A 20095-nucleotide genomic window follows, 5' to 3' on the forward strand; every position below is an offset into this window, starting at 1 on the left:
CTGCTCACGGCCTATCTCATGCGCGACGAGCTAAAGCGGTTGTGGTTCTACCGACGTCCGGGCTGGGCCCGGCAAGCCTGGGATAATTGGCTTGAACAGGCCCAGCGCAGCGGGATCGCCGCGCTGGCGCTCTTTGCACAGCGGATCTCGGTCTACCTGCACGGGATAGTTTCCCGATGCCGGCATCCCCTCAATACCAGCATCGTCGAGGGCATCAACAACACCATCAAGGTCATCAAACGCCGGGCCTATGGCTACCGGGATCAGGAGTATTTCTTCCTGAAGATCCGCGCCGCGTTCCCCGGTATTCCACGATGAACCTTTTTTTTTGCGTGGCCCACGTACTGGCGTGGCCCATATGCAACGAAGCCCCCGGGCGGGAGCTCGGGGGCTTCGAGGGACAGGCCGAAGGAAGCGTTGGCTTCGAGGCAGAAAAGGTTGGGAGTGCTTGTCATTGCTCTCCGCCTGCTGCAACTCTCGAACCCGAAGGTTCTTCATTGCAGACTCGCAGGTCGATTGTTCCCGACGCGATGGATGCTAGTGATGCGCTGGACAGTGCGTCAAATGGTAGCCAGGCGCCACCGCCAAACCTCCCATTCAACCGCGCTCGGCCCCGTGGATTTCCTCACAGTTTTCATTGGCTTCCGCTTTCGGCCTGGGATAAGGAAAGAGCGAGGGGTCGATCTCGAACACGGACGCAAGTGCGCGCTTGACCTTGCGAAGGGTCTCAACATCGAGCCTGGATGATTGCCGGGGCTGCGTTCCAGATGGTCCCTGAGCTCCCGTTTTGCCCCACGTGTTGCAGTAACGAAGTCGTGCTAGCGCCACCGTGCAGACCATGTCGCACTTCGCAAAGCGCGCGCCCTGGCGAGCAATGGCTGCGGGTGACGGGATGCACCGCGTGGGGATTTCCACGTGCCAGGGATGCGCAGGGCTGGGAGGCGTCATGCTGATGGGCACCACGTTGGCGAGGTTGCCACGCCCCGCGAGTTTTCTGCTCACCACGACAACGAGGCGATCTTTCACCATCTCGCCCTTGAGTGCTTCGTCGTGGTGCCACCTTCCCGATGATGGGAAGCTGCACAGCACGATCTCGCCAAGCTTAGGGTGGAACTTGAGGCCCACGACCACTCCTTCTGGTCTACGTGAAGGTGCCATCAGAGCACCTGCCCACCGGGTGGGTCGGCCAGCGGGTGTCGACAATTCCTGTAGGCCTCCGCCTCGCTGGCAGCCTTCGCCATAAATCTGCGAAATGTGACGTTCGTCTCAAGATGCCACCCCGTTGGCCGATAATCCCCAGACGAAAAGGCATGGCCGGGGGCCATGGGGGCTAGCGATGACCGGAACGGAAGCACGGCGGCGGGCGCGCGAGGCGCTCGCGCAGGCGAAGGCAAGGGTTGCCGACAGCAAGCAAATCGACCCATTTTTCCTGGACCTCTCCCTGGGCGAGGCCCCCGATGCCGCGTGGGCGGCCGCCGGCCACCCGGTGACGTCGGTGGGGCAGGTGGATACCGCGGGCGTGTATACCCCGAGCCCCTGCCAGGAGGCCCTTCGCGGCCGGGAAGTGCCGAGCATCGTGAAGCAGGTGTACCTTGGCGAGGCGGGCATGCGCGGCCGTTACGACCGCGAGGCGTTGCGCCGTAGCCTGCCTGAGAGCGTCATGTGGCTCATGGAGCACGTGCGCGGGGAGAAGGGCGGGGCGCCACGCATCTATATCCAGGTTCCCGATGGCTGCACCGCCCTGGCGGAGGCACCGGAGGACACGCTGGCGATCCTTGAACTACTGGCCGGGCTGCCCCTCGAGGGCGTCGCGCTGGATGAAGACATGACCACGACCGAACAAGCGATCCTCACCGAAGATTTCGGGGTCTATAAGACCCTGCTCGAATCCACCCGGGCCATCCCGTGGAAGATCGACTGGGCGACGCTGCGCTTCGCGTACATCGGCCCGCAGATCGAAGAGCTGCTCGGCTGGAGCCCGCAAAGCTGGCAGACGGTGCAGGACTGGGCCGATCGCATGCACCCGGAAGACCGCGAGTGGGTCTTCAACTTCTGCGTCTCGCAGTCGCAGGCGGGTATCGACCACGAGGCCGATTACCGTGCGTTGCGCAAGGACGGTGAGTTCACGTGGATCCGCGATGTGGTGCATGTGGTGCGCAACGACGATGGCACGCCGAACGCGCTGATCGGCTTCATGTTCGATATCAGCGAACGCAAGCGCACCGAAGAAAAGCTTCTGAACATGCAGCGCGAGCTCGAGGAGCTGTCGTTCAAGGACGGCCTCACCGGGGTCGCCAACCGCCGCCGTTTCGACGCGGTGGTGGACCTGCGCTGGCGCGAGGCACGCGATGCCCGCCAGCCGCTGTCGGTGGTCGTGCTCGATATCGACTACTTCAAGCAATACAACGACCATTACGGCCACCTCGAGGGCGACGAGTGCCTGAAGCGCGTGGCACGCGCGCTTGCCGGCATCGTGCGCAGCGGCGACGACCTGTTGTGCCGCTTCGGTGGCGAAGAGTTCGTGCTGCTACTGCCGAACACCGACGCCGCGGCCGCCATGGCACTGGCGTGGCGCTGCCTCGACCTGGTCGACAAGGCGCTTATCCCCCACGCGGGGGTGGGCCACGACAAGCGCCTCACGCTCAGCGCCGGCGTCAACACGCTGGTACCGGGCGAGGGCGATGCCGTGCTGCCCTTCATCGGCGTGGCCGATAGCCGCCTCTACAAGGCGAAGGAACGCGGCCGCCACCGCGTGGTGGCGGAAGGTTAGTTCGTCGTCGCCGTGTAGTGGTACACACCGCTGCCGGTGGTGAAGTGCACGCCCAGCGCATCGGCCCGGGCGCCCGTGATACCGGGGGCCGCCGTGAGCGGCCGGCCGTCCACCGTCACGTCGTCGATGCGTGCCGCCGGTAGCGTCACGTAGGCCGTGGTGTTGAACGGTACCGCGATATCGCCGCGCATGTGCACGCCGTCCACGGCCCACGACGAGGCGATGTCGCCGTAGGGCGATGCCAGGCGCATGCTGGCGTGGCCGAGGCCACCGCCCGGCAGCGGCACGATGGTGATCTCGCGGTAGCCCGGCGCGGCCGGTGCTATGCCGCCGATGGTGCGGAACATCCAGTCACCCACGGCACCGTACGCATAGTGGTTGAATGAATTCATGGTGACATCGCCGAAGTGGCCGTCGGGTGCCAGCGAGTTCCAACGTTCCCACATCGTGGTGGCCCCCGAAACCACTTCGTAGCCCCACGAGGGGTAGTCCGTATTCATCAGCAGCGTGTACGCGAGCGCGGGGTGGCCACCACGCACCAGCGCGTCGAGCAGCCATGGCGTGCCGAGGAAGCCCGTGGACAGGTGGTCGTGGCGCGCGTGCACGCGCTCGGCAAGGCGCCCGGCCAGCCGGGTGGCCTGCGCCGCGTCCACCAGTTGCATGCCAATGGCCATCGCGTACGAGGTCTGGCTGTCGCTGAGGGTGCGGCCGTCGTGGATGTAGCGCTGCTGGAAGGCCGCCGCGGCGTTCGTCGCCAGGGTGGCGTAGCGCGTGGCGTCCGCGTCCTTGCCGATCGCGCGGGCCATGCCCGCCATCAGGCGCGCGTCGTAAGCGAGGTACGCGGTGCCGAGCAGGTCCAGTGGTGTCTTGTCGTCGAGGTGCAGCCAGTCGCCGTAGTTGCCGTGCGTGCGCGAAAGCGCGGGCCCTGCGATCGCCTCGATACGGGCCATGAAGCGTTGCATCGCATCGTAGTTTTCCTCGATGACGTGCGTATCGCCATAGGCCTGCCACACGGCGTGCGTGACGGTGACCGACGCGTCCGCCCAGCCGGTGCCGCCATCGATCCCGATGGGGTCGGGGGCCACGCCGGGGAAGTCGCCATCCGGCTTCTGCGTGTCACGCAGGTCGCGCAGCCACTTCGTGAGGAAGCCATCGGTATTGGCCAGGGTGCTGGCCGTGGGCGCGAACACGTTGATGTCGCCTGTCCAGCCAAGGCGCTCGTCGCGGGCGGGTGTATCGGTCGGGATCGACACGAAATTGCCGCGCTGGCCCCAGCGGATGTTCGACAGCAGCTGGTTGAGCATGGGGCTGGAGGTGGTGAGTACGCCTGTTTCGGGCAGGTCGCTGCCCCATACCTCGCCACGGATGTCGCTGGCGGCGGGGGCGTCGTCGAGCCCGCTGACCTCGACGTAGCGAAAGCCGTGGAAGGTGAAGGCGGGGGCCCAATCCACCGTGCCGTCGTGGCCGAACGTGTAGTGGTCGGTGGCCTTCGCGCTGCGCAGGTTCGCGGTGTAGAGCGAGCCATCGGGGTTGAGCATTTCGCCGTAGCGCAACGTGACGCGCTGGCCCGGCTTGCCGTGCAGGCGAACGCGTACCACGCCCACCATGTTCTGGCCGAGGTCGTACAGCGTGGCGCCCTGCGTTGGCTGGCGGTCGAGGCGCCTGGCCTCGCGCGTCTCGGTGACGCGCACGGGCGCGTCGGCCTGTGCCTGCAGCAAGGCATCGGCGTTCGCCAGCGTGCGGACGGGGCGCCATCCCTTGCCCGCCGCGCCCGGCTCGTCCCAGTGCGCCGGCAGGCGGCGCGCGTCGTGGTCCTCGCCCATGATCATGTCGGCGGCCACCAGCGGCCCCGCATGCGCCTGCCACGCGGCGTCGGTGGTGATCCACTGGCTGCTGCCGTCGGCGAAGTCGAGCCGCAGGCGCGCGAGCAGCGAGGGCTCCTTGCCGTACTTGCCCGGCCCAAAGGAGGCGATGGACCCCGCGTACCACCCCGGGGCAAGCATGGCGCCGAGCATGTTCTCACCCTCGCGCAAGGCAGCCGTGACATCGTAGGCCTGGTAGTCGATGCGCTTGTGGTAGTCGGTCCAGCCGGGCGCGAGGCGTTCATCGCCCACGGGCTGGCCATTGAGGCGGAGGGCGTAGGCACCGCGTGCGGTGGCGTAAAGGCGTGCGCGGACGACGGGCTTGTCGAGGGTGAACGCGCGGCGCAGCAGCGGCAGGCTCTTTGCGCCAGCCGCGCCGGTGATCCATGCGGCCGGCCATTCGCGTGCGGCGCCCAGGCCCTCCTCGAACGTCGCGGGCGCGCTCCATGCCGACCACTGGCCGCGGTCGTCGCGGACGCGCACCTGCCAGCGGTAGCCGGCCTGCGGCACCAGCGCCGGGCCGGCGTACGGCACGCCTACCTGCTGCGAGGACGCCACCACGCCGCTATGCCAGGCACGGCCACCGCCGAACACGGGTTCGACGGTGAGTTCGTAGGCGGCCTGTGTCGCGCCGCGGCGCAGGCTTTCGCTGGCCCAGCCGAAGCGCGGGGCGAGGTCATCGAGCACGAATAGACCTCGCGGCGCATCGGCACCCTGTGGGAGCGCGCTCGCGCGCGATGCACTTGCCGCAGGCCCCATCGCGCGCAAGCGCGCTCCCACAGGTGCCGCGGGGGCACCGTTGAGGCTCAGCGTGGTCACGAGCGGCGGCGTGTTCGCGGCCGGCGGCGGGGCCGCGGGGCGCGTGGCGCATGCGGCGAGCAGTACGGTGGCCGCGAGCGCGGCCGGCATCGGCGAACGGGGCATCGGTGCTCCCTGGTGGATTAGTACAGGGCGCGTGCCCTCAGCGTGCCCTCGATGGCGGCGAGCTCGTTGCGCAGCGCCGCGGCGTGTTCCTCGGTGGTGGTGACGTCGATGACCACGTAGCCCACCTGCGGCGACGTTTGCAGGTACTGGCCATCGATGTTCACCGCCGCGCGTGAGAACACGTCGTTCACTCGTGACAGCACGCCCGGGATATTGCGGTGGATGTGCAGCAGGCGGCGGCTGGTGAGGTGGCCCGGCAGCGATACTTCCGGGAAGTTCACCGCTGAAAGCGTGCTGCCGTTGTCGCTGTAGCGCACCAGCTTGGACGCGACCTCGATGCCGATGTTTTCCTGCGCCTCGCCGGTGCTGCCGCCGACGTGCGGGGTAAGGATCACGTTATCCATGCCCACCAGCGGCGAGACGAACGGGTCGTCGTTGCCCTTGGGCTCGATGGGGAAGACGTCGATGGCGGCTCCGGCGAGGTGCTTGCTGCGCAGCGCGTCGGCCAGGGCGTCGATATCGACCACCGTGCCACGCGACGCGTTCACCAGCATGCTGCCGGGGCGCATGCGGGCCAGCTCCGCGCCACCGATCATCAGCTTCGTCTGGGGGGTCTCCGGCACGTGCAGCGTGACGACGTCGGCACGCTCGAGCAGGTCGTCCAGGCTGGCGGCGGGGCGGGCGTTGCCAAGCGAGAGCTTGGCTTCCACGTCGTGGAAGATCACGCGCATGCCCAGCGATTCGGCCAGCACGCCCACCTGCGTGCCAATGTGGCCGTAGCCCACGATGCCCAGCACCTTGTCGCGCACCTCGAAGCTGCCGGCCGCCGACTTAGACCAGCCGCCGCGGTGGCACTGCGCGTTCTTCTCCGGGATGCGGCGCATCAGCATGATCGTCTCGGCGATGACCAGCTCGGCCACGCTGCGCGTGTTGGAGTAGGGCGCGTTAAACACCGGTACGCCCAGCCGCTCGGCTTCGGCGGTATCGACCTGGTTGGTGCCGATGCAGAAGCAGCCCACGGCGATGAGGCGGCGGGCCTCGGCCAAAACCTCGGCGGTGAGGTGGGTGCGCGAACGGATGCCCACGATGTGCGTATCGGCGATGCGCTCGCGCAGCTCGTCCTCGGGCAGGGATTTCTCGTGGAACTCGATCTGGGTGTAGCCGGCCTGGCGGAACGCATCGAGCGCGCTGCGGCTGACGCCTTCGAGCAGCAGCACCTTGATGTCCTCTTTCGGATACGACGTGCGCTTCATGGCCTGGCCCGGTCTCCACGTGAAAGAACCCCGACTATGCCAGATCGCGGCGCGGATGTTGCAGCGCAGTGGACGGGGAGCGATGGCGCTGGCACCCTCGGGTGGAACCTTTGGTGAGAGCCCCATGAGCGACCCGCGCCTGACCGACCTTGCCCGCCAGCTGCCCGGGCTGAAGCTGTCCACCGACCCCGGCGACCTGGAGCACCACGGCCGCGACTGGACCCGGCGCTGGCCCCCCGCGCCGCTGGCCATCGCGTACCCGGGCGATATCGCCGAGGTGCAGGGCATCGTCCGCTGGGCCAACGCGCACGGCGTGGCCCTCGTGCCGTCGGGTGGCCGCACCGGGCTTTCCGGCGGCGCCGTGGCCGCCCACGGCGAGCTCGTCGTTTCGCTCGACCGCATGAACAAGGTGCTGGCCTTCGACCCGGTCGACCGCACGCTTACCGTGCAGCCCGGTATCGCCCTCGAGGCGGTGCACAACGCCGCGCGCGAGCATGGCCTGGTCTACCCGGTGGATTTCGCCGCCCGCGGCTCGTGCCAGCTCGGCGGCAACATTGCCACCAACGCGGGCGGCATCCGTGTCATCCGCTACGGCAATACGCGGCAATGGGTGGCGGGGCTGAAGGTGGTGACGGGCACGGGCGAGCTGCTCGACCTCAACAAGGGCCTCGTCAAGAACGCCTCGGGCTACGACCTGCGCCACCTTTTCATCGGCTCCGAAGGCACGCTGGGCATCGTGGTGGAAGCCACGCTGTGGCTCACGTCGCCCCCGCCCGCCTCGCAGGTCATGCTGCTGGCCGTGCCGGCCATGGATGCGTTGATGAAGGTGTTCGCCGAGGCGCGGCACCGGCTGCACCTGGAGGCGTTCGAGTTCTTTACCGACCGTGCGCTGCACCATGTGCTGGCGCACGGGGCGCAGGCACCGTTCGCCGAGGCCCATCCGTTCTACGTGGTCACCGAGTTCGACGCCTGCGACGAGGCCGCGGAGGCCGCGGCGCTGGGCTTCTTCGAACAATGCATGGAAGAGGGCTGGGTGGTCGACGGGGTCATCTCGTCATCCGAGGCACAGGCCGCCGCCCTGTGGCGCCTGCGCGAGGGCATCACCGAAAGCCTCGCGAAGTACAAGCCATACAAGAACGATGTATCCGTGCGGATCTCGCGCGTGCCGGCCTTCATGGCCGATATGCAGGCCTTGCTGGCCGAGGGTTACCCGGACGTGGACGTGGTGTGGTTTGGTCACATCGGCGACGGCAACCTGCACATCAACGTGCTGAAGCCGGCGGAGGTTGATTACGCCACCTTCGTCGCGCAGTGCGAGCACGTGACCACCCTGCTGGTCGATACGCTGGAACGGCACGAGGGCAGCATCTCGGCCGAGCACGGCATCGGGCTGGTGAAGAAGCCCTGGCTGGGCAGCGTCCGCTCCGACGCGGAGATCGCCCTGATGCGGGGTATCAAGGGCGTGCTCGACCCGATGGGCCTCATGAACCCGGGGAAACTCCTGTAACCTTGAGGTTTTCCCCCTTTCCCCGAAGGACTTAGCCCCATGGCCCAGGATTCCACCGACCTGTACCCGGCGATCGAGCCATACGACATCGGCTCGCTCAAGGTGTCCGACCTGCACACGCTGTACTACGAGCAGAGCGGCAACCCCAAAGGCAAGCCGGTGGTGTTCCTGCACGGTGGCCCGGGCGGTGGCACGAACCCGCGCTGCCGCCGGTTCTTCGACCCGACCAAATACCGCATCATCCTGTTCGACCAGCGCGGCTGCGGCAAATCCACGCCGCATGCGGAGCTGGCCGAGAACACCACGTGGGATCTCGTCGCCGACATCGAGCGCATCCGCAAACACCTGGGCATCGATACCTGGCAGGTGTTCGGTGGCTCGTGGGGTTCCACGCTGGCGCTGGCCTATGCGCAGACCCACCCGGCGCAGGTGAGCGAGCTGGTGCTGCGCGGCATCTTCATGCTCCGTCGCAGCGAGCTGGAATGGTTCTACCAGAAGGGCTGCGACCAGTTGTACCCCGATGCGTGGGAAACCTACCTGTCCGCCATCCCGCAGGCCGAGCATGGCGACCTCATCAGCGCCTACCACCGCCGCCTTACCAGCAGCGACCCGGCCGTGCGTGTCGCCGCGGCGCGTGCCTGGTCGGTGTGGGAAGCGGCCACCAGCTACCTGTACCAGGACGAGGGCCACATGGCCTCCAGCGGCGAGGACGAGTTCGCGCTCGCCTTCGCGCGCATCGAATGCCACTACTTCGTCAACGCCGGCTTCTTCGAGGTGGACGGCCAGCTGCTGCGCGACGTGGGCAAGATCCGCCACATCCCCACGGTGATCGTGCAGGGCCGCTACGACGTGGTCTGCCCCATGCGTAGCGCGTGGGACCTCCACCGTGCGTTCCCCGAGGCGAAACTGCGCGTGGTGCAGGATGCCGGGCACTCGGCGTTCGAGCCGGGCATCACCCGCGAGCTGGTGCGCGCCACCGACGATTTCGCATAGCGCCTGTAGGAGCCCACCCTGTGGGCGACAGTTTTTCGCGAAGAGCTGTCGCCCACGGAGTGGGCTCCTACAGAAAAGCAGCGCGCACAAAAAAGGGGCGCCCGGCCAGAGCCGGGCGCCCCTTTTTACATCACCGTTTTAGAACAAGATCGACGGCAGCGTCAGCAGGTCGACCACGAAGCCGTCGTGGTCCGACGAGCCGATGGCCTTCTTCACGCCGGTTTCCTTCGCCGAATCATCCAGCGTCTGCACCGGGGCATCGAGGTTGCCGCGGCCGTATTCCATGCGCAGGAACAAGCCACGCGCCACGGTGTTGAGCAGCGCATGGTCGAGCACCTGGTGCGTGGGCACCGAGCGCGGCGCCTGGCCCTGGATGTTGCCGAAGTTCTCGGTGAACAGGAACGAATAGCGATCGTTCTGCGGCACCGAATCCACGGCGTTCCAAAGCGCGGGCTTGACCAGGTTCTTGCCGAGCTTCAGCAGGTTCTGGCTGTCGTCGTACTTGCCCGAGACCAGGCCCACCACGTCGGTGAAGCCATCGCTGAACTGGTACGAGTTGAAATCACCCACCACCATGATCGGGGTGAGGAGGTTCTTGCGGTCGGTCTGCAGCATCTGCACCTGCCTGGCCAGCGACTGGGCCTGCAGGAAGCGCTTCTGGCGGTCGCGGTCGGCCGTGGTGCCCGTCTTGTCGACGTTCTGGCGGGCCTTCGGGTGCACCGAGATCACGTTGATGCGCATGCGGCCGATGATCGACGGCACGTCGGCGGTCAGCAGCAGGGGCGGGTGGTCGTGCAGGAACGAGCTGCTGCCGTTGTCATCCCACGTGGCGTCGGCATCGAGCTGGCGCACGTCCACGACGCGGACGCGGTCGGTGCGGACCAGGAAGCCCACGTTGATGCCGCTCGGGTCGTGGCCCGGCTGCAGGAACGCCTCGTACTGGGCCGGGTAGTCGTCACCCAGCTGTTTGGCCAGGCCCTGCAGCACGGTGAGGCTCTTCACCTCTTCCACCGAGAGGATATCCGGCAGCTTCAGCACGCTGCCGATGTAGGCCGATAGCCGCTGCGTCTTCAGCTTCACTTCGTCGGCGGTGGGCTCGGTGCTGCCGCCGCTGCAGGTGAACGTGGTGTTGAACTCCGTATCGCAGAAGCGCTCGGTGTTCAGCGCGCCGACGCGCACGGCGTAGAACGGCTTGTTATCCACCGCGCGCGGCAGCGGGTTTTCCTTCTTGATGGTGATCTTGGTCGGGATGAAGGTGTACGCGCCGAACGCGTACGAGATCACGCCTTCTGCCTTGAACGTAGTGCCGGCGTTGTACGGGGTGTTGGCGGCCACGGCGCCGAAATCGGCCGTGTTCATCTTCAGCACCTCGGGGTTGCCCGACCAGTTCGGCAGGTTCACGCCATCGGGCACCGGCACGGTGTAGCGCACGCCCGGCTTGCGCAGCGAGCGCTGGCCGTTGGTGGTGATATACACCTCGGCGAACGGCTCGTTGCTGAAACGCAGGTTGCCGGTGGTGATCATGCCGTTATCGATCGTGACGCGCATGCCCACGTAGCACTGGAAGTTGGTCGTACCGCACGAGAGGGCGTTCGGGTCGGCCGAGGGCACCTTGTCGTTGAACACCACGGCCTTCGGCAGGCGGGCGCCGTGCATCGTCGTGGTGATGGCGGCGTTCTTCAGTTCCGGCAGGTTGAAATAGTTGTCGACCGTGGCCTCGACGTCGACCTGGTCGCCCACCTTCACGGTCGGCGCCGTGCTGGTGAAGACATAGATGCCGTTGGAGGTGAGCGGGTCGGCGTCGGCGCGGTTATCCGGCGTCTGCATGGTGAAGCCCGCGGGGCCCACGGCCGTGACGATATTGGCCTTGGTGCTGACGCGCTTGCCGAGCAGCGGCGAGACCTGGCCCTGGCCGGTCACCTGCCAGATCTCCGCGGCGACCGGGATCTCGTTGAGGATGGCACCCACGGCAGTGGCCTTGGCCAGCGCCACGCCACCGGAGGCGTTGGTGAGGTTCACCTTGAACGCCTTGTCGTCGCCAGCGGCCTTGGCGCCGTGCACGTTCACCGTCACGGTGGCCGTGGTCTGGCCGGCCGGGATGGTCACGTCGGTGTTGACGGCATCGTAATCGCCGGCGGCCACGGTGGCCGTGTCGTCGGCGGTGGCCGCGTGCACGGTCACGTCCGCCGCGCCGGCCTGGCTCAGCGTGACGGTGAACGGCATCGGCACGTCATTGGCGTTGCGCAGGCTGACCGACGCATCGGCGATCGACAGGCTCGGGCCCTGCGCGACGCAGGTGCTGGCGCTGTTGTGCGGGGTGGTCGGCGCGACCTTCACCCAGTCGGCGCTGTTGTCGCCCGTGGACTGCGGGAAGCCCGCGGCGTTGGTCTTGCGGCCATAGCCCTGGTCGGCGTTGCTGCTGCCCAGGCTGGCGAGCGGGGTGCCCAGCTTGTAGGCCGAGCCACTGCTCAGGCCCACCTGGTCGATGACCGTGCCCGAGGCGTCGAGCAGGGCGATACCGCCATCATCCGTGACGCCGGTGGAATACTTCTGGTCGAACGCCACGCTGCCTGAATAGCCGGCGCTGGCGGTGTTGGCCAGCAGCAGGTAACAGCCCGGGGCGATGGTGACGCCGGCCGGGAAGGTGAAGCGGGTGCCCGTGGTGCCGGCCGAGTTCGACGCGTTGAGCTTGTAGCCGGAGACATCCAGCGGGGTGGTGCCGCTGTTCTGCAGCTCGACGAATTCGTCGTTGCCGCCGGCCGGGCCGCGTACGCGGAACTGGGAGATGGAAAGATCCGCCGCCTGGAGCGACGAGGCGGCCATGAGGCCTGCCAGCGCCGCCCACAGGGCGCGCTGCTGTTTGGTCGAACGCATTCGATGTTCCCCTCGAGTCGTTGAGTTGTACGTGACCCGAGACGCCCGCGATCCCCTGCGGCGGCGCTCCCCCTGTCAGGTCCGCCGCAGGATTTTGGCGTAGTTTTGTGACAGGGGAATGTGACGCCGGTCGCTGACACTGCTATGTGGGAGCGCGCTTGCGCGCGATGGGGGCATGGGTACGTCCATCGCGCGCAAGCGCGCTCCCACAGTTTTTTTGGGGGGGAGGGTCAGACGGGCTTTTGCTTGGTACCGAAGATCTTGTCGCCCGCATCGCCCAGGCCCGGCAGGATGTAGCCCAGCTCGTTGAGGCGGTCGTCGATCGAGGCGGTGTAGATCTCGATATCCGGGTGCGCGGCCTTGATGCGCTCCAGGCCCTCGGGGGCCGCTACCAGGAACAGGCCCTTGATGCGCTTCGCGCCCGCGGCCTTCAGCATATCCACCGTGGCGACGAGGGTGCCGGCCGTGGCCAGCATGGGGTCGACGATGATGGCGGTGCGTTCATCCAGGCGGCCGCTCAGCTTCTCGTAATAGGCCACCGGTTGCAGGGTTTCTTCATCGCGCTGCAGGCCGACGACGCTGACCTTCGCGGCGGGGATCATCTCCAGCACGCCCGTGAGCATGCCCAGGCCCGCGCGCAGGATGGGCACGATGGTGACCTTCTTGCCCTTGATGTGGGTGACCTCGACGGGGCCGGCCCAGCCCTCGATGGTCTTGGTCTCGGTTTCCATGTCGGCGGTGGCTTCGTACGTAAGCAGCGAGGCCACCTCGGACGCGAGCTCGCGGAATTCCTTGGTGCTGATGTGCGCGGCACGCATGAGGCCGAGCTTGTGCTGGATGAGCGGGTGGCGGACTTCGACGATTTTCATGGGCGCGCGAGGGGGTGGCGGAAGACTCGCTTATTGTCGCATGGGGCGGCCGCTCATCTGTGGGAGCGCGCTTGCGCGCGATGTACTTGCGGCAAGCCCCATCGCGCGCAAGCGCGCTCCCACATAAAGTGCAACAAAACAGCTGACGCTAGCCCTTCAGGCACGTGCTCATGAACGCCTTGCGCTCGTCGCCCTTCAGGCTCTTGGCGGAGGCATCCACGTTGCACTTTTTCATCTTGTCCTGCTGGGTCATCTTGGCCGGCTGCTCGCCCTTCAGGCAGCTGCTCATGAATGACTTGCGGTCGTCGCCTTTCTTGCCGGCGGCCTCTGTATTGCAGGTCTTCATCCGCTGTTGCTGCGGGGTGGGGTCTTTGGCGGCCTGGGCGGCGGCGAAGGCGCCGCTGCTGGCGAATACGAGGAGGGCGGAAACGGCTAGGACACGACACTGCACGCGCATGGCGAACCCCTACGTGACGCCGGTGAGCCCGGCGCCAGCGAGCTTACGCTTTTTCTCAAACCTGTGGGGAGGGGCCAAAAAACGACCTGTAGGAGCGCGCTTGCGCGCGATGGGGCATGCCGCAACACCCATCGCGCGCAAGCGCGCTCCTACAGGTCAGGCGGCCTTGTCCGCCGAGCGGCGGGGGCCTTCGAGGAGGGCGTGGCGCACCTCGTCGATGATGAGGTCCACCTCGGCGCTGGTGACGCGGAAGTGCGGGGTGAAGCGCAGCGAGTTGGCGCCGCCGTGGATGACACCGATGCCGCGCTCGCGCATGTATTCCTCGGTGGAGCCCTCGCCGTAGCACTTGAACTCCGGCGCCAGCTCGCACGAGAACAGCAGGCCGGTGCCCTGCACCTTGGTGATGAGGCCGCCCAGCTCCGACTTCAGCGCATCGAGCTTCTTGATGAACTCGTGGCCGCGGTCGCGGATGTTGGCGCGCACCGCGGGGGTGAGCTCGGCCATGGTGGCGAGCGCGGTGTCGAGCGCGCGCGGGTTGGCCGTCATGGTGTTGCCGTAGATGCCCTTGCGGTACAGGCCGGCCACGCGCTCGGAGACGGCAAGCACCGACAGCGGGTACTGGCCGGCGTTGAGCGCCTTGGAGAAGGTTTCCAGATCCGGCGCGTCGAGCTTGTCGAAGCCCGGGTAGTCGATGATCGACAGCACGCCGTGCGCGCGCAGTCCGGCCTGGATCGAATCGACCAGCAGCAGGGTGCCGTGATCGCGGGTGAGCTCGCGCGCCGCGGCGTAGAACTCCGGCGTGACCGCGCGGCCCGGGTCGCCTTCGCCCATCACCGGCTCGAGGAACATGGCCTCGATGAACCAGCCGTGGCGCTCGGCGTCGGCGAACACCTGCTTCAGCTGGGCGACGTTGTACGGCTCCACCGTGAGGAGGGTGTCCTCGTTGCGGTAGCTGGCCAGGTGCTGCTGGTAGTTCTTGCGCGATGAATCGGAATACAGCGCCGGGCGCTCGGTGCGGCCATGGAAGGCGCCCTTGACCGCGAGGCGCTTGATGGTGCGGCCGGCGTGGCGTGCGCCCGGGTCGGTCATGAGGCGTGCGTTGACGTCCGCGATGCGGCCGGCGAGGGTGACCGATTCCGAACCGGAATTGAGGCAGAGGAAGTGCGTGTAGGGGCTGCCGCCACGGGTGTGGCCGAGCTCCTTGCGCAGGGCCTCGCTGAGGCGCAGCTGCGAGACGTTGGCGGTCATGACGTTGGCCATGACCTGCGGGCGCGACATGGCCTCGCGGATGGGCTCCGGGTTGTGGCCGAAGCCCAGCATGCCGTAGCCGCCGTTGTCGTGGAGCACGGCGCCTTTCAGGGTCACCACCCACGCGCCGCGCGCGGCGGCCGGCACATACGGGTTCACGCCGTCATCGGGGTAGAAGTTCACCAGGCCATGCTGCAGGTGGTGGATCTGCGCGGCCTCATCCATGCGCAGGAAGTCGGCCATGTCGGCGCGAAGGGCCTGGTGGTAGGCAGCGGCCTCTTCGACCGCGCGGCGCAGGTCGGCGTCGTGCGCGGCGAAGCGCTCGATGGTGGCATCGGGCAGGCCGGTGGTGCGGGCCTTGCCGCCGAAGTCGCGCATCTCGCGCAGGGTAGCGATGACGTTCATGGTTGTCCTCGGAAAAAACATCGCGCGCTAGCGCGCTCCCACAGCCTCGGCATTTGCGCCGCTAATCGCCTCTAACTATATATGTTTAAAGGGATTATTCATTGAGCATAGCATGCGGTTTTGGGGCCCGTAACCCCCGGGTGACGCTTGTCACATCCGCACAATGACGCAATCGACTGCCGCCAAGGGGTTGCGCGGTTTTATGGTGCGTCGCAAGGGAGGACACCATGAACCACGACACCTGCATCGCCCGCCTTGAAGGCGTCCACAAGCGTTACGGCGCGGTCACCGCGCTGGACGGCATCAACCTCGACATCCACCGCGGCGAGCTGCTGGCGCTGCTGGGGCCCAACGGCGCCGGGAAGACCACCAGCATCGGCCTGCTGCTGGGCCTGCACCGCGCCGACAGTGGCACCGTAAGCCTGTTCGGCCGCGACCCGCAGGATATCGACGCCCGCCGCCGCATCGGCGTCATGCTGCAATCGGCCAACCTGCCGCCGACGCTGAAAGTGCGCGAGCTGATCCGCGTCACCGCCAGCTACTACCCCCGCCCGCGCACGGTCGCCGAGTGCGCCACCATCGCCGGCATCACCGACCTGCTCGAGCGCCGTTATGTTGCGCTTTCCGGCGGCCAGCAGCGCCGCGTGCAGTTCGCCATGGCCCTGGCCGGGCACCCCGAGCTGCTGTTCCTCGACGAGCCCACCACCGGCCTCGACGTGGGCGCCCGCCAGGGCCTGTGGAACGCCATCCGCAACCTCGTCGCCACCGGCGCTTCGGTGGTGCTGACCATGCATTACCTCGAAGAGGCCGAGGCGCTGGCCGACCGGGTGAGCGTCATCGCCCGGGGCCGCGTCGTCTCCGAGGGCACGGTGGACGCCCTGCGCGCCCATGTCGCCGTCCGGCGCATCCGCTGCCTCACCGCGGTACCGCTCGATACCGTGCAGGCCTGGCCCGAAGTGGAGGATGCCTCGATGCAGCAGGGCCGCCTCGTCATCGCCACCCAGCATGCCGAAGTGCTCGTGCGCCGCCTGCTCGCGGTGGACGCCGGGCTTGCCGAACTCGAAGTGCAGCGCGCCGGCCTGGCCGAGGCGTTCACCGAAATCACCCGCGACAGCGAAGCGGCCGACGCCGCCCGGGAGGCCGCATGAACATCCTCGATGGCACCGCCACGCCCGTCATGAGCACGGGCCGCGTCGTCCACGCGTACGTGGAAGAAGCCCGCGCCGAAGTCATCCGCTACCTGCGCATGCCCGGCTTCCTGCTGCCGACCATGCTGCTCCCGTCGGTGTTCTACCTCATGTTCGGCATCATCCTGGGCGCGCACAATTCGCCCGATGCGCCGCGCTACCTGCTCGCCTCGTACGGCACGTTCGGCGTCATGGCGCCCGGCCTGTTCGGCTTTGGCGTGTCGCTGGCCATCGACCGCGAACACGGGTTGATCACGCTGAAGCGCGCGCTGCCGATGCCGCCGGGCGCATACCTCGTCGGCAAGATGTGCATGGCGCTGATGATGGCCTTCGTCGTCACCACGCTGATGATCTGCCTTGCCGTGTTCGGTGGCGGCGTGCACCTGGGCGCGGGCCACATCGCCGCGTTCTACCTGTCGCAGACCCTCGGCGTGCTGCCGTTCTGCTCGCTTGGCCTGTTGGTGGGCACCCTCGCGAAGGGCCAGGGTGCGCCCGGCCTGGTCAACCTCATCTACCTGCCCATGGCGTTCCTCTCGGGCCTTTGGTTCCCGCTGCCGATGATGCCGAAGGTGATCCAGGCCATCGCCCCGGTGTGGCCTGCCTACCACCTCGACCAGCTGGCGCTGTCGGCCATCGGCATGGGGCAGGGCGGTGAGTGGGTGCATGCGCTGGTGCTGGCCGGTTTCACGGCGGTGTTCCTGACGCTGGCCGCGCGTCGCCTGGCCCGTCACGGTTGAAGTAGCATGGCCGCACGCCCCAGCACGGACCCCACCATGCCCACGTCGTGGTACCAGCCCGCCCCCGACGCCCTGTGGGCGCGCCTGAAGGCACAGGGCAAATTGCGCTTCACCACGCTGTTCAACCTGGTCTGGTCGTTCTGGGCGTTCGGCGACCTGGTGTTCACGCCGAAGCTGCCCGCGCACTGGGTGCTGGTCACGGCCATCACGTTCCCGACCTTCCTGGTGCTCTATGCGCTGGCATACACCCGGCCGGTGGCACACGCGAAGTGGTACGCCACCGCGATGGCGCTCGTGGGCTATTCCGCCATGAGCTTCAACGCCAGCGGCGGGGCGTGCTACGTCATCTTCGCCTGCTCGTTCATGGGCTTCCAGGGCTCGCCGAGGGTATGCATGGCACGCACCCTCGCCGTGCTCGCCGTGTTCGTGGCGCTTGCGCTCACCGTCATGCACTGGCCCTGGCAGGTGGCGCTGGTGATGACCATCGTCGCGCTGGCCGTCAGCACGGCGAACCTGCTTTACCGCATGAACGGCCAGAAGGACTGGGAACTGAAACTGTCGCACGACGAAGTGCGCCGCCTCGCCGCCACGGCCGAGCGCGAACGCATCGGCCGCGACCTGCACGACCTGCTGGGCCACACCCTTTCGCTCATCACGCTGAAGCTGGAGCTGTCGCGCCGCCTGATGGATCGCGACACCGAGGCGGCCCGCCGCGAGATGGAAGAAGCCGAGCGCGTGGCGCGCCATGCCCTTGCCGAGGTACGTTCCGCGGTTACCGGCATCCGCGCCACGGGCGTGGCGGCCGAGCTGGCATCGGCCCGCCTGCTGCTGGGCTCGTCGGCCGTGGCCTTCGACTACGTCTCGGATATCCCCGCGTTGCCCACGCGCATGGAGAACGAACTGGCGCTGGTGCTACGCGAGGCGGTCACCAACATCCACCGCCACGCCAAGGCCTCCGTGGCCGAGGCGAAGGTGCAGGTCGTGGGCAACGACCTGGTGCTTTGCATCGCGGACAACGGCCGCGGCGGGGCGGCCACCGAAGGCAACGGCCTGTGCGGCATGCGCGAGCGGGTACGTTCGCTGGGCGGTACCGTCACGCTGGAATCGGAAAAGGGCAAGGGCACGCGCGTCATCATCCGCGTGCCCATGACCGACGCCGACAAGCGCCTCGCCGGCAAGCCGGCCGTCGCGCCGGCGTTGCCCAGCGGCAACCGGCTGGCGTCGTGATGCGCCTGCCCACGGCCCGGCCTGATTCGTTGCTGGGCAGCCTGCACTCGCCGCTGTACCTGCGCTGGCAGGCCGGCCTGCAGGTGTTCTGGCTGATCTCGCTGATCCAGGCGCCGCTGGCGATGAAGGGGTTCGACTGGGCGTGGTTCGCGCCGACACTCGCGTCCATCGCGGTGTATCTCGCCGCCTACATCAGCGTATACGTGCAGCCCGTCGCGCGCCTGCCGTTCCACGCGGGCGCCATCGTGGTGCTGGGCTTCGTGCTGTGGCCCATCAATCCGCTTGCCCTGGGCTATGTCGTCATTGGCCTGGCGCTGCTGGGGTTCGCGCAACGGGTGAACGTCTGGCTCGCCGGTATCGCCGTGGCCACGGTGGTGACCATCGCATGGGTGCAGTGGTTCCATGTGCCGTGGATGCATGTCGCCATTGTCTCCGGAGGTGGCCTGGCGTCCGGCTTCAGCAACTTCCTCTACGTGCGCGGTGCACGGCGCGACGTGCAGCTACGGCTGAGCCAGGCGGAAATCGGCCGGCTCGCCCGCATGGCCGAGCGCGAGCGCATCGGCCGCGACCTGCACGACCTGCTCGGCCACACGCTCTCGCTCATCACGCTCAAGGCGGAACTTGCGCGGCGCCTCGCGCTCGTCGACCCCGCCCGCGCGCAGCAGGAAATGGAAGAGGTGGAGCGCGTCGCCCGGCACACCCTCGGCGAAGTGCGCAGCGCCGTCACCGGCATGCGCGCCGGTGACCTCCACAGCGAGCTGGTCTCCGCGCGCCTGATGCTCGAGGCATCGGGCATTTCATTGCGCGTGGAGCAGCCGGAGGCCGTCGAGCTGCCGCCGAAGGAAGAAGCCGCGCTCGCGCTGGTGCTGCGCGAGGCCATCACCAATATCCATCGCCACTCGCGCGCCACCGAAGCGTGCGTCACCATCACCCGGAACGGACAGGATTTCTCGATGCGGATAACGGACAACGGCTGCGGCGGCCTCGCGGCGCACGGCAATGGCGTCTCGGGCATGCGCGAGCGCGTCAGCCAGATCGGCGGCCGCCTCGCCATCGACTCGCCGGCGAAGCAGGGCACCGCCCTCGCCATCTCGCTTTCGCGCGTGGCCCTGCCGGGGCGCGCCGCATGATCCGCGTGCTGCTTGCCGAGGACCAGGCCATGGTGCGTGGCGCGCTGTCGGCGCTGCTCAACCTGGAATCCGATATCGAAGTGCTGGGTTCCGCGCCCGATGGCGAGACAGCCTGGCGCGAGCTGCAGCGGCTCAAGCCCGACGTGCTTGTCACCGACATCGAGATGCCTGGCCTTACCGGCCTGGAGATCGCCCAGCGCGTGCACCGCCACGAGCTGCCGATCAAGGTGGTGATCGTCACCACGTTCGCGCGCCCAGGCTTCCTGCGCCGCGCGCTCGATGCCGGCGTCAGTGGTTACCTGCTGAAGGATGCGCCCGCCGAGAACCTCGCGGAATCGCTACGCCTGGTGCATCGCGGTGGCCGCGCGATCGATCCGCAGCTGGCGCTCGAGGCCTGGTCGGAGGCCGACCCGCTCAACGACCGCGAACGCCAGGTGCTGCGCCTGGCGGGCGAGGGGCAATCGGCCAGCGATATCGGCACCCAGCTGAACCTGTCGCATGGCACGGTGCGTAACTACCTCTCCGAGGCCATCGGCAAGCTGGGTGCGGCCAACCGCATCGAAGCGTACCGCCTGGCGCGCCAGAAAGGCTGGCTCTAGGCACGCCACGCCGGGCGCGCTGCTATGCTCTGGCCACGTCACAGGGGCCACGG

General features: G+C 67.7%; 16 protein-coding genes. 9 read left to right on the forward strand and 7 right to left on the reverse strand.

Annotated features, from left to right (window positions below):
• Positions 1-318: transposase (locus tag VI08_RS17995; protein ID WP_198148997.1), on the forward strand; the 318-nt coding region annotated here is incomplete at its 5' end.
• A 279-nt stretch (positions 319-597) separates the two neighbouring features.
• Here VI08_RS17995 and VI08_RS21510 read toward each other — a convergent pair.
• Positions 598-1125, reverse strand: coding sequence for a type II toxin-antitoxin system PemK/MazF family toxin (locus VI08_RS21510; protein WP_198148998.1), 528 nt, complete (start codon positions 1123-1125; stop codon positions 598-600).
• A 211-nt stretch (positions 1126-1336) separates the two neighbouring features.
• Here VI08_RS21510 and VI08_RS18000 point away from each other — a divergent pair, with 211 nt between their 5' ends.
• Complete coding sequence (locus VI08_RS18000; protein WP_232309590.1) at positions 1337-2770, forward strand: GGDEF domain-containing protein; 1434 nt, start codon at positions 1337-1339, stop codon at positions 2768-2770.
• Here VI08_RS18000 and VI08_RS18005 read toward each other — a convergent pair.
• On the reverse strand, positions 2767-5556 hold the full coding sequence (locus VI08_RS18005; protein ID WP_052698049.1) for an alpha-L-rhamnosidase: 2790 nt from the start codon (positions 5554-5556) through the stop codon (positions 2767-2769). The two genes, VI08_RS18000 and VI08_RS18005, sit on opposite strands and share 4 nt — an antisense overlap.
• 17 nt (positions 5557-5573) lie before the next feature.
• The gene (gene serA / locus VI08_RS18010; RefSeq protein WP_045831018.1) at positions 5574-6809 is read right to left on the reverse strand and encodes a phosphoglycerate dehydrogenase; all 1236 of its coding nucleotides are present in this window, start codon (positions 6807-6809) and stop codon (positions 5574-5576) included.
• Between the two features lie 124 nt (positions 6810-6933).
• Between serA and VI08_RS18015 the strand changes: the two genes are divergently transcribed.
• Together VI08_RS18015 and pip are read left to right on the forward strand one after the other, a co-directional pair.
• Complete coding sequence (locus VI08_RS18015; RefSeq protein WP_045831019.1) at positions 6934-8316, forward strand: FAD-binding oxidoreductase; 1383 nt, start codon at positions 6934-6936, stop codon at positions 8314-8316.
• A 39-nt stretch (positions 8317-8355) separates the two neighbouring features.
• A complete protein-coding gene (gene pip / locus VI08_RS18020; protein ID WP_045831020.1) occupies positions 8356-9309 on the forward strand; it encodes a prolyl aminopeptidase in 954 nt (317 codons plus the stop codon).
• A 138-nt stretch (positions 9310-9447) separates the two neighbouring features.
• Here the strand turns inward: pip and VI08_RS18025 are convergent, their stop codons facing one another.
• The 4 genes from VI08_RS18025 to VI08_RS18040 all read right to left on the reverse strand — a co-directional run bounded on the left by VI08_RS18025 (position 9448) and on the right by VI08_RS18040 (position 15162).
• Positions 9448-12183 (reverse strand): lamin tail domain-containing protein, encoded by a 2736-nt coding sequence (locus VI08_RS18025; RefSeq protein WP_084621608.1) that lies wholly within the window; start codon positions 12181-12183, stop codon positions 9448-9450.
• A 230-nt stretch (positions 12184-12413) separates the two neighbouring features.
• Positions 12414-13052, reverse strand: a complete 639-nt coding sequence (gene upp, locus VI08_RS18030; RefSeq protein WP_045831021.1) for a uracil phosphoribosyltransferase — start codon at positions 13050-13052, stop codon at positions 12414-12416.
• Positions 13053-13200: 148 nt separating this feature from the next.
• On the reverse strand, positions 13201-13509 hold the full coding sequence (locus VI08_RS18035) for a PsiF family protein (protein ID WP_045831022.1): 309 nt from the start codon (positions 13507-13509) through the stop codon (positions 13201-13203).
• A 156-nt stretch (positions 13510-13665) separates the two neighbouring features.
• Positions 13666-15162: an aminotransferase class III-fold pyridoxal phosphate-dependent enzyme gene (locus VI08_RS18040; RefSeq protein ID WP_045831023.1), complete on the reverse strand. Its 1497-nt coding sequence runs from the start codon at positions 15160-15162 to the stop codon at positions 13666-13668.
• Positions 15163-15389: 227 nt separating this feature from the next.
• Here VI08_RS18040 and VI08_RS18045 point away from each other — a divergent pair, with 227 nt between their 5' ends.
• Genes VI08_RS18045 through VI08_RS18065 form a run of 5 tightly spaced genes read left to right on the forward strand, consistent with a single transcriptional unit; the run spans position 15390 to position 20042 of the window.
• Positions 15390-16310 (forward strand): ABC transporter ATP-binding protein, encoded by a 921-nt coding sequence (locus VI08_RS18045; protein ID WP_045831024.1) that lies wholly within the window; start codon positions 15390-15392, stop codon positions 16308-16310.
• Positions 16307-17086, forward strand: a complete 780-nt coding sequence (locus VI08_RS18050) for an ABC transporter permease (protein ID WP_045831025.1) — start codon at positions 16307-16309, stop codon at positions 17084-17086. Before VI08_RS18045 ends, VI08_RS18050 begins: the two co-directional genes overlap by 4 nt.
• Positions 17087-17092: 6 nt before the next feature.
• The gene (locus VI08_RS18055) at positions 17093-18313 is read left to right on the forward strand and encodes a sensor histidine kinase (RefSeq protein ID WP_045831026.1); all 1221 of its coding nucleotides are present in this window, start codon (positions 17093-17095) and stop codon (positions 18311-18313) included.
• Positions 18313-19443, forward strand: coding sequence for a sensor histidine kinase (locus VI08_RS18060; protein ID WP_045831027.1), 1131 nt, complete (start codon positions 18313-18315; stop codon positions 19441-19443). Before VI08_RS18055 ends, VI08_RS18060 begins: the two co-directional genes overlap by 1 nt.
• Entirely contained in the window at positions 19440-20042 is a 603-nt protein-coding gene (locus tag VI08_RS18065) for a response regulator transcription factor (RefSeq protein WP_045831028.1), read from the forward strand. The genes VI08_RS18060 and VI08_RS18065 overlap by 4 nt, the downstream gene beginning before the upstream one ends.
• The last annotated feature ends 53 nt before the right edge of the window (positions 20043-20095 follow it).

The organism is Luteibacter yeojuensis (assembly GCF_000964085.1).
Lineage (GTDB): Bacteria > Pseudomonadota > Gammaproteobacteria > Xanthomonadales > Rhodanobacteraceae > Luteibacter > Luteibacter yeojuensis_A.

What these genes read in the sequence shown, in the direction of transcription:
- VI08_RS18000 (WP_232309590.1), top strand. Translation starts at nt 1,337, where the DNA reads ATGACCGGAACGGAAGCACGGCGGCGGGCGCGCGAGGCGCTCGCGCAG.
- VI08_RS18005 (WP_052698049.1), bottom strand. Translation starts at nt 5,556, where the DNA reads ATGCCCCGTTCGCCGATGCCGGCCGCGCTCGCGGCCACCGTACTGCTC.
- serA (WP_045831018.1), bottom strand. Translation starts at nt 6,809, where the DNA reads ATGAAGCGCACGTCGTATCCGAAAGAGGACATCAAGGTGCTGCTGCTC.
- VI08_RS18015 (WP_045831019.1), top strand. Translation starts at nt 6,934, where the DNA reads ATGAGCGACCCGCGCCTGACCGACCTTGCCCGCCAGCTGCCCGGGCTG.
- pip (WP_045831020.1), top strand. Translation starts at nt 8,356, where the DNA reads ATGGCCCAGGATTCCACCGACCTGTACCCGGCGATCGAGCCATACGAC.
- VI08_RS18025 (WP_084621608.1), bottom strand. Translation starts at nt 12,183, where the DNA reads ATGCGTTCGACCAAACAGCAGCGCGCCCTGTGGGCGGCGCTGGCAGGC.
- upp (WP_045831021.1), bottom strand. Translation starts at nt 13,052, where the DNA reads ATGAAAATCGTCGAAGTCCGCCACCCGCTCATCCAGCACAAGCTCGGC.
- VI08_RS18035 (WP_045831022.1), bottom strand. Translation starts at nt 13,509, where the DNA reads ATGCGCGTGCAGTGTCGTGTCCTAGCCGTTTCCGCCCTCCTCGTATTC.
- VI08_RS18040 (WP_045831023.1), bottom strand. Translation starts at nt 15,162, where the DNA reads ATGAACGTCATCGCTACCCTGCGCGAGATGCGCGACTTCGGCGGCAAG.
- VI08_RS18045 (WP_045831024.1), top strand. Translation starts at nt 15,390, where the DNA reads ATGAACCACGACACCTGCATCGCCCGCCTTGAAGGCGTCCACAAGCGT.
- VI08_RS18050 (WP_045831025.1), top strand. Translation starts at nt 16,307, where the DNA reads ATGAACATCCTCGATGGCACCGCCACGCCCGTCATGAGCACGGGCCGC.
- VI08_RS18055 (WP_045831026.1), top strand. Translation starts at nt 17,093, where the DNA reads ATGGCCGCACGCCCCAGCACGGACCCCACCATGCCCACGTCGTGGTAC.
- VI08_RS18060 (WP_045831027.1), top strand. Translation starts at nt 18,313, where the DNA reads ATGCGCCTGCCCACGGCCCGGCCTGATTCGTTGCTGGGCAGCCTGCAC.
- VI08_RS18065 (WP_045831028.1), top strand. Translation starts at nt 19,440, where the DNA reads ATGATCCGCGTGCTGCTTGCCGAGGACCAGGCCATGGTGCGTGGCGCG.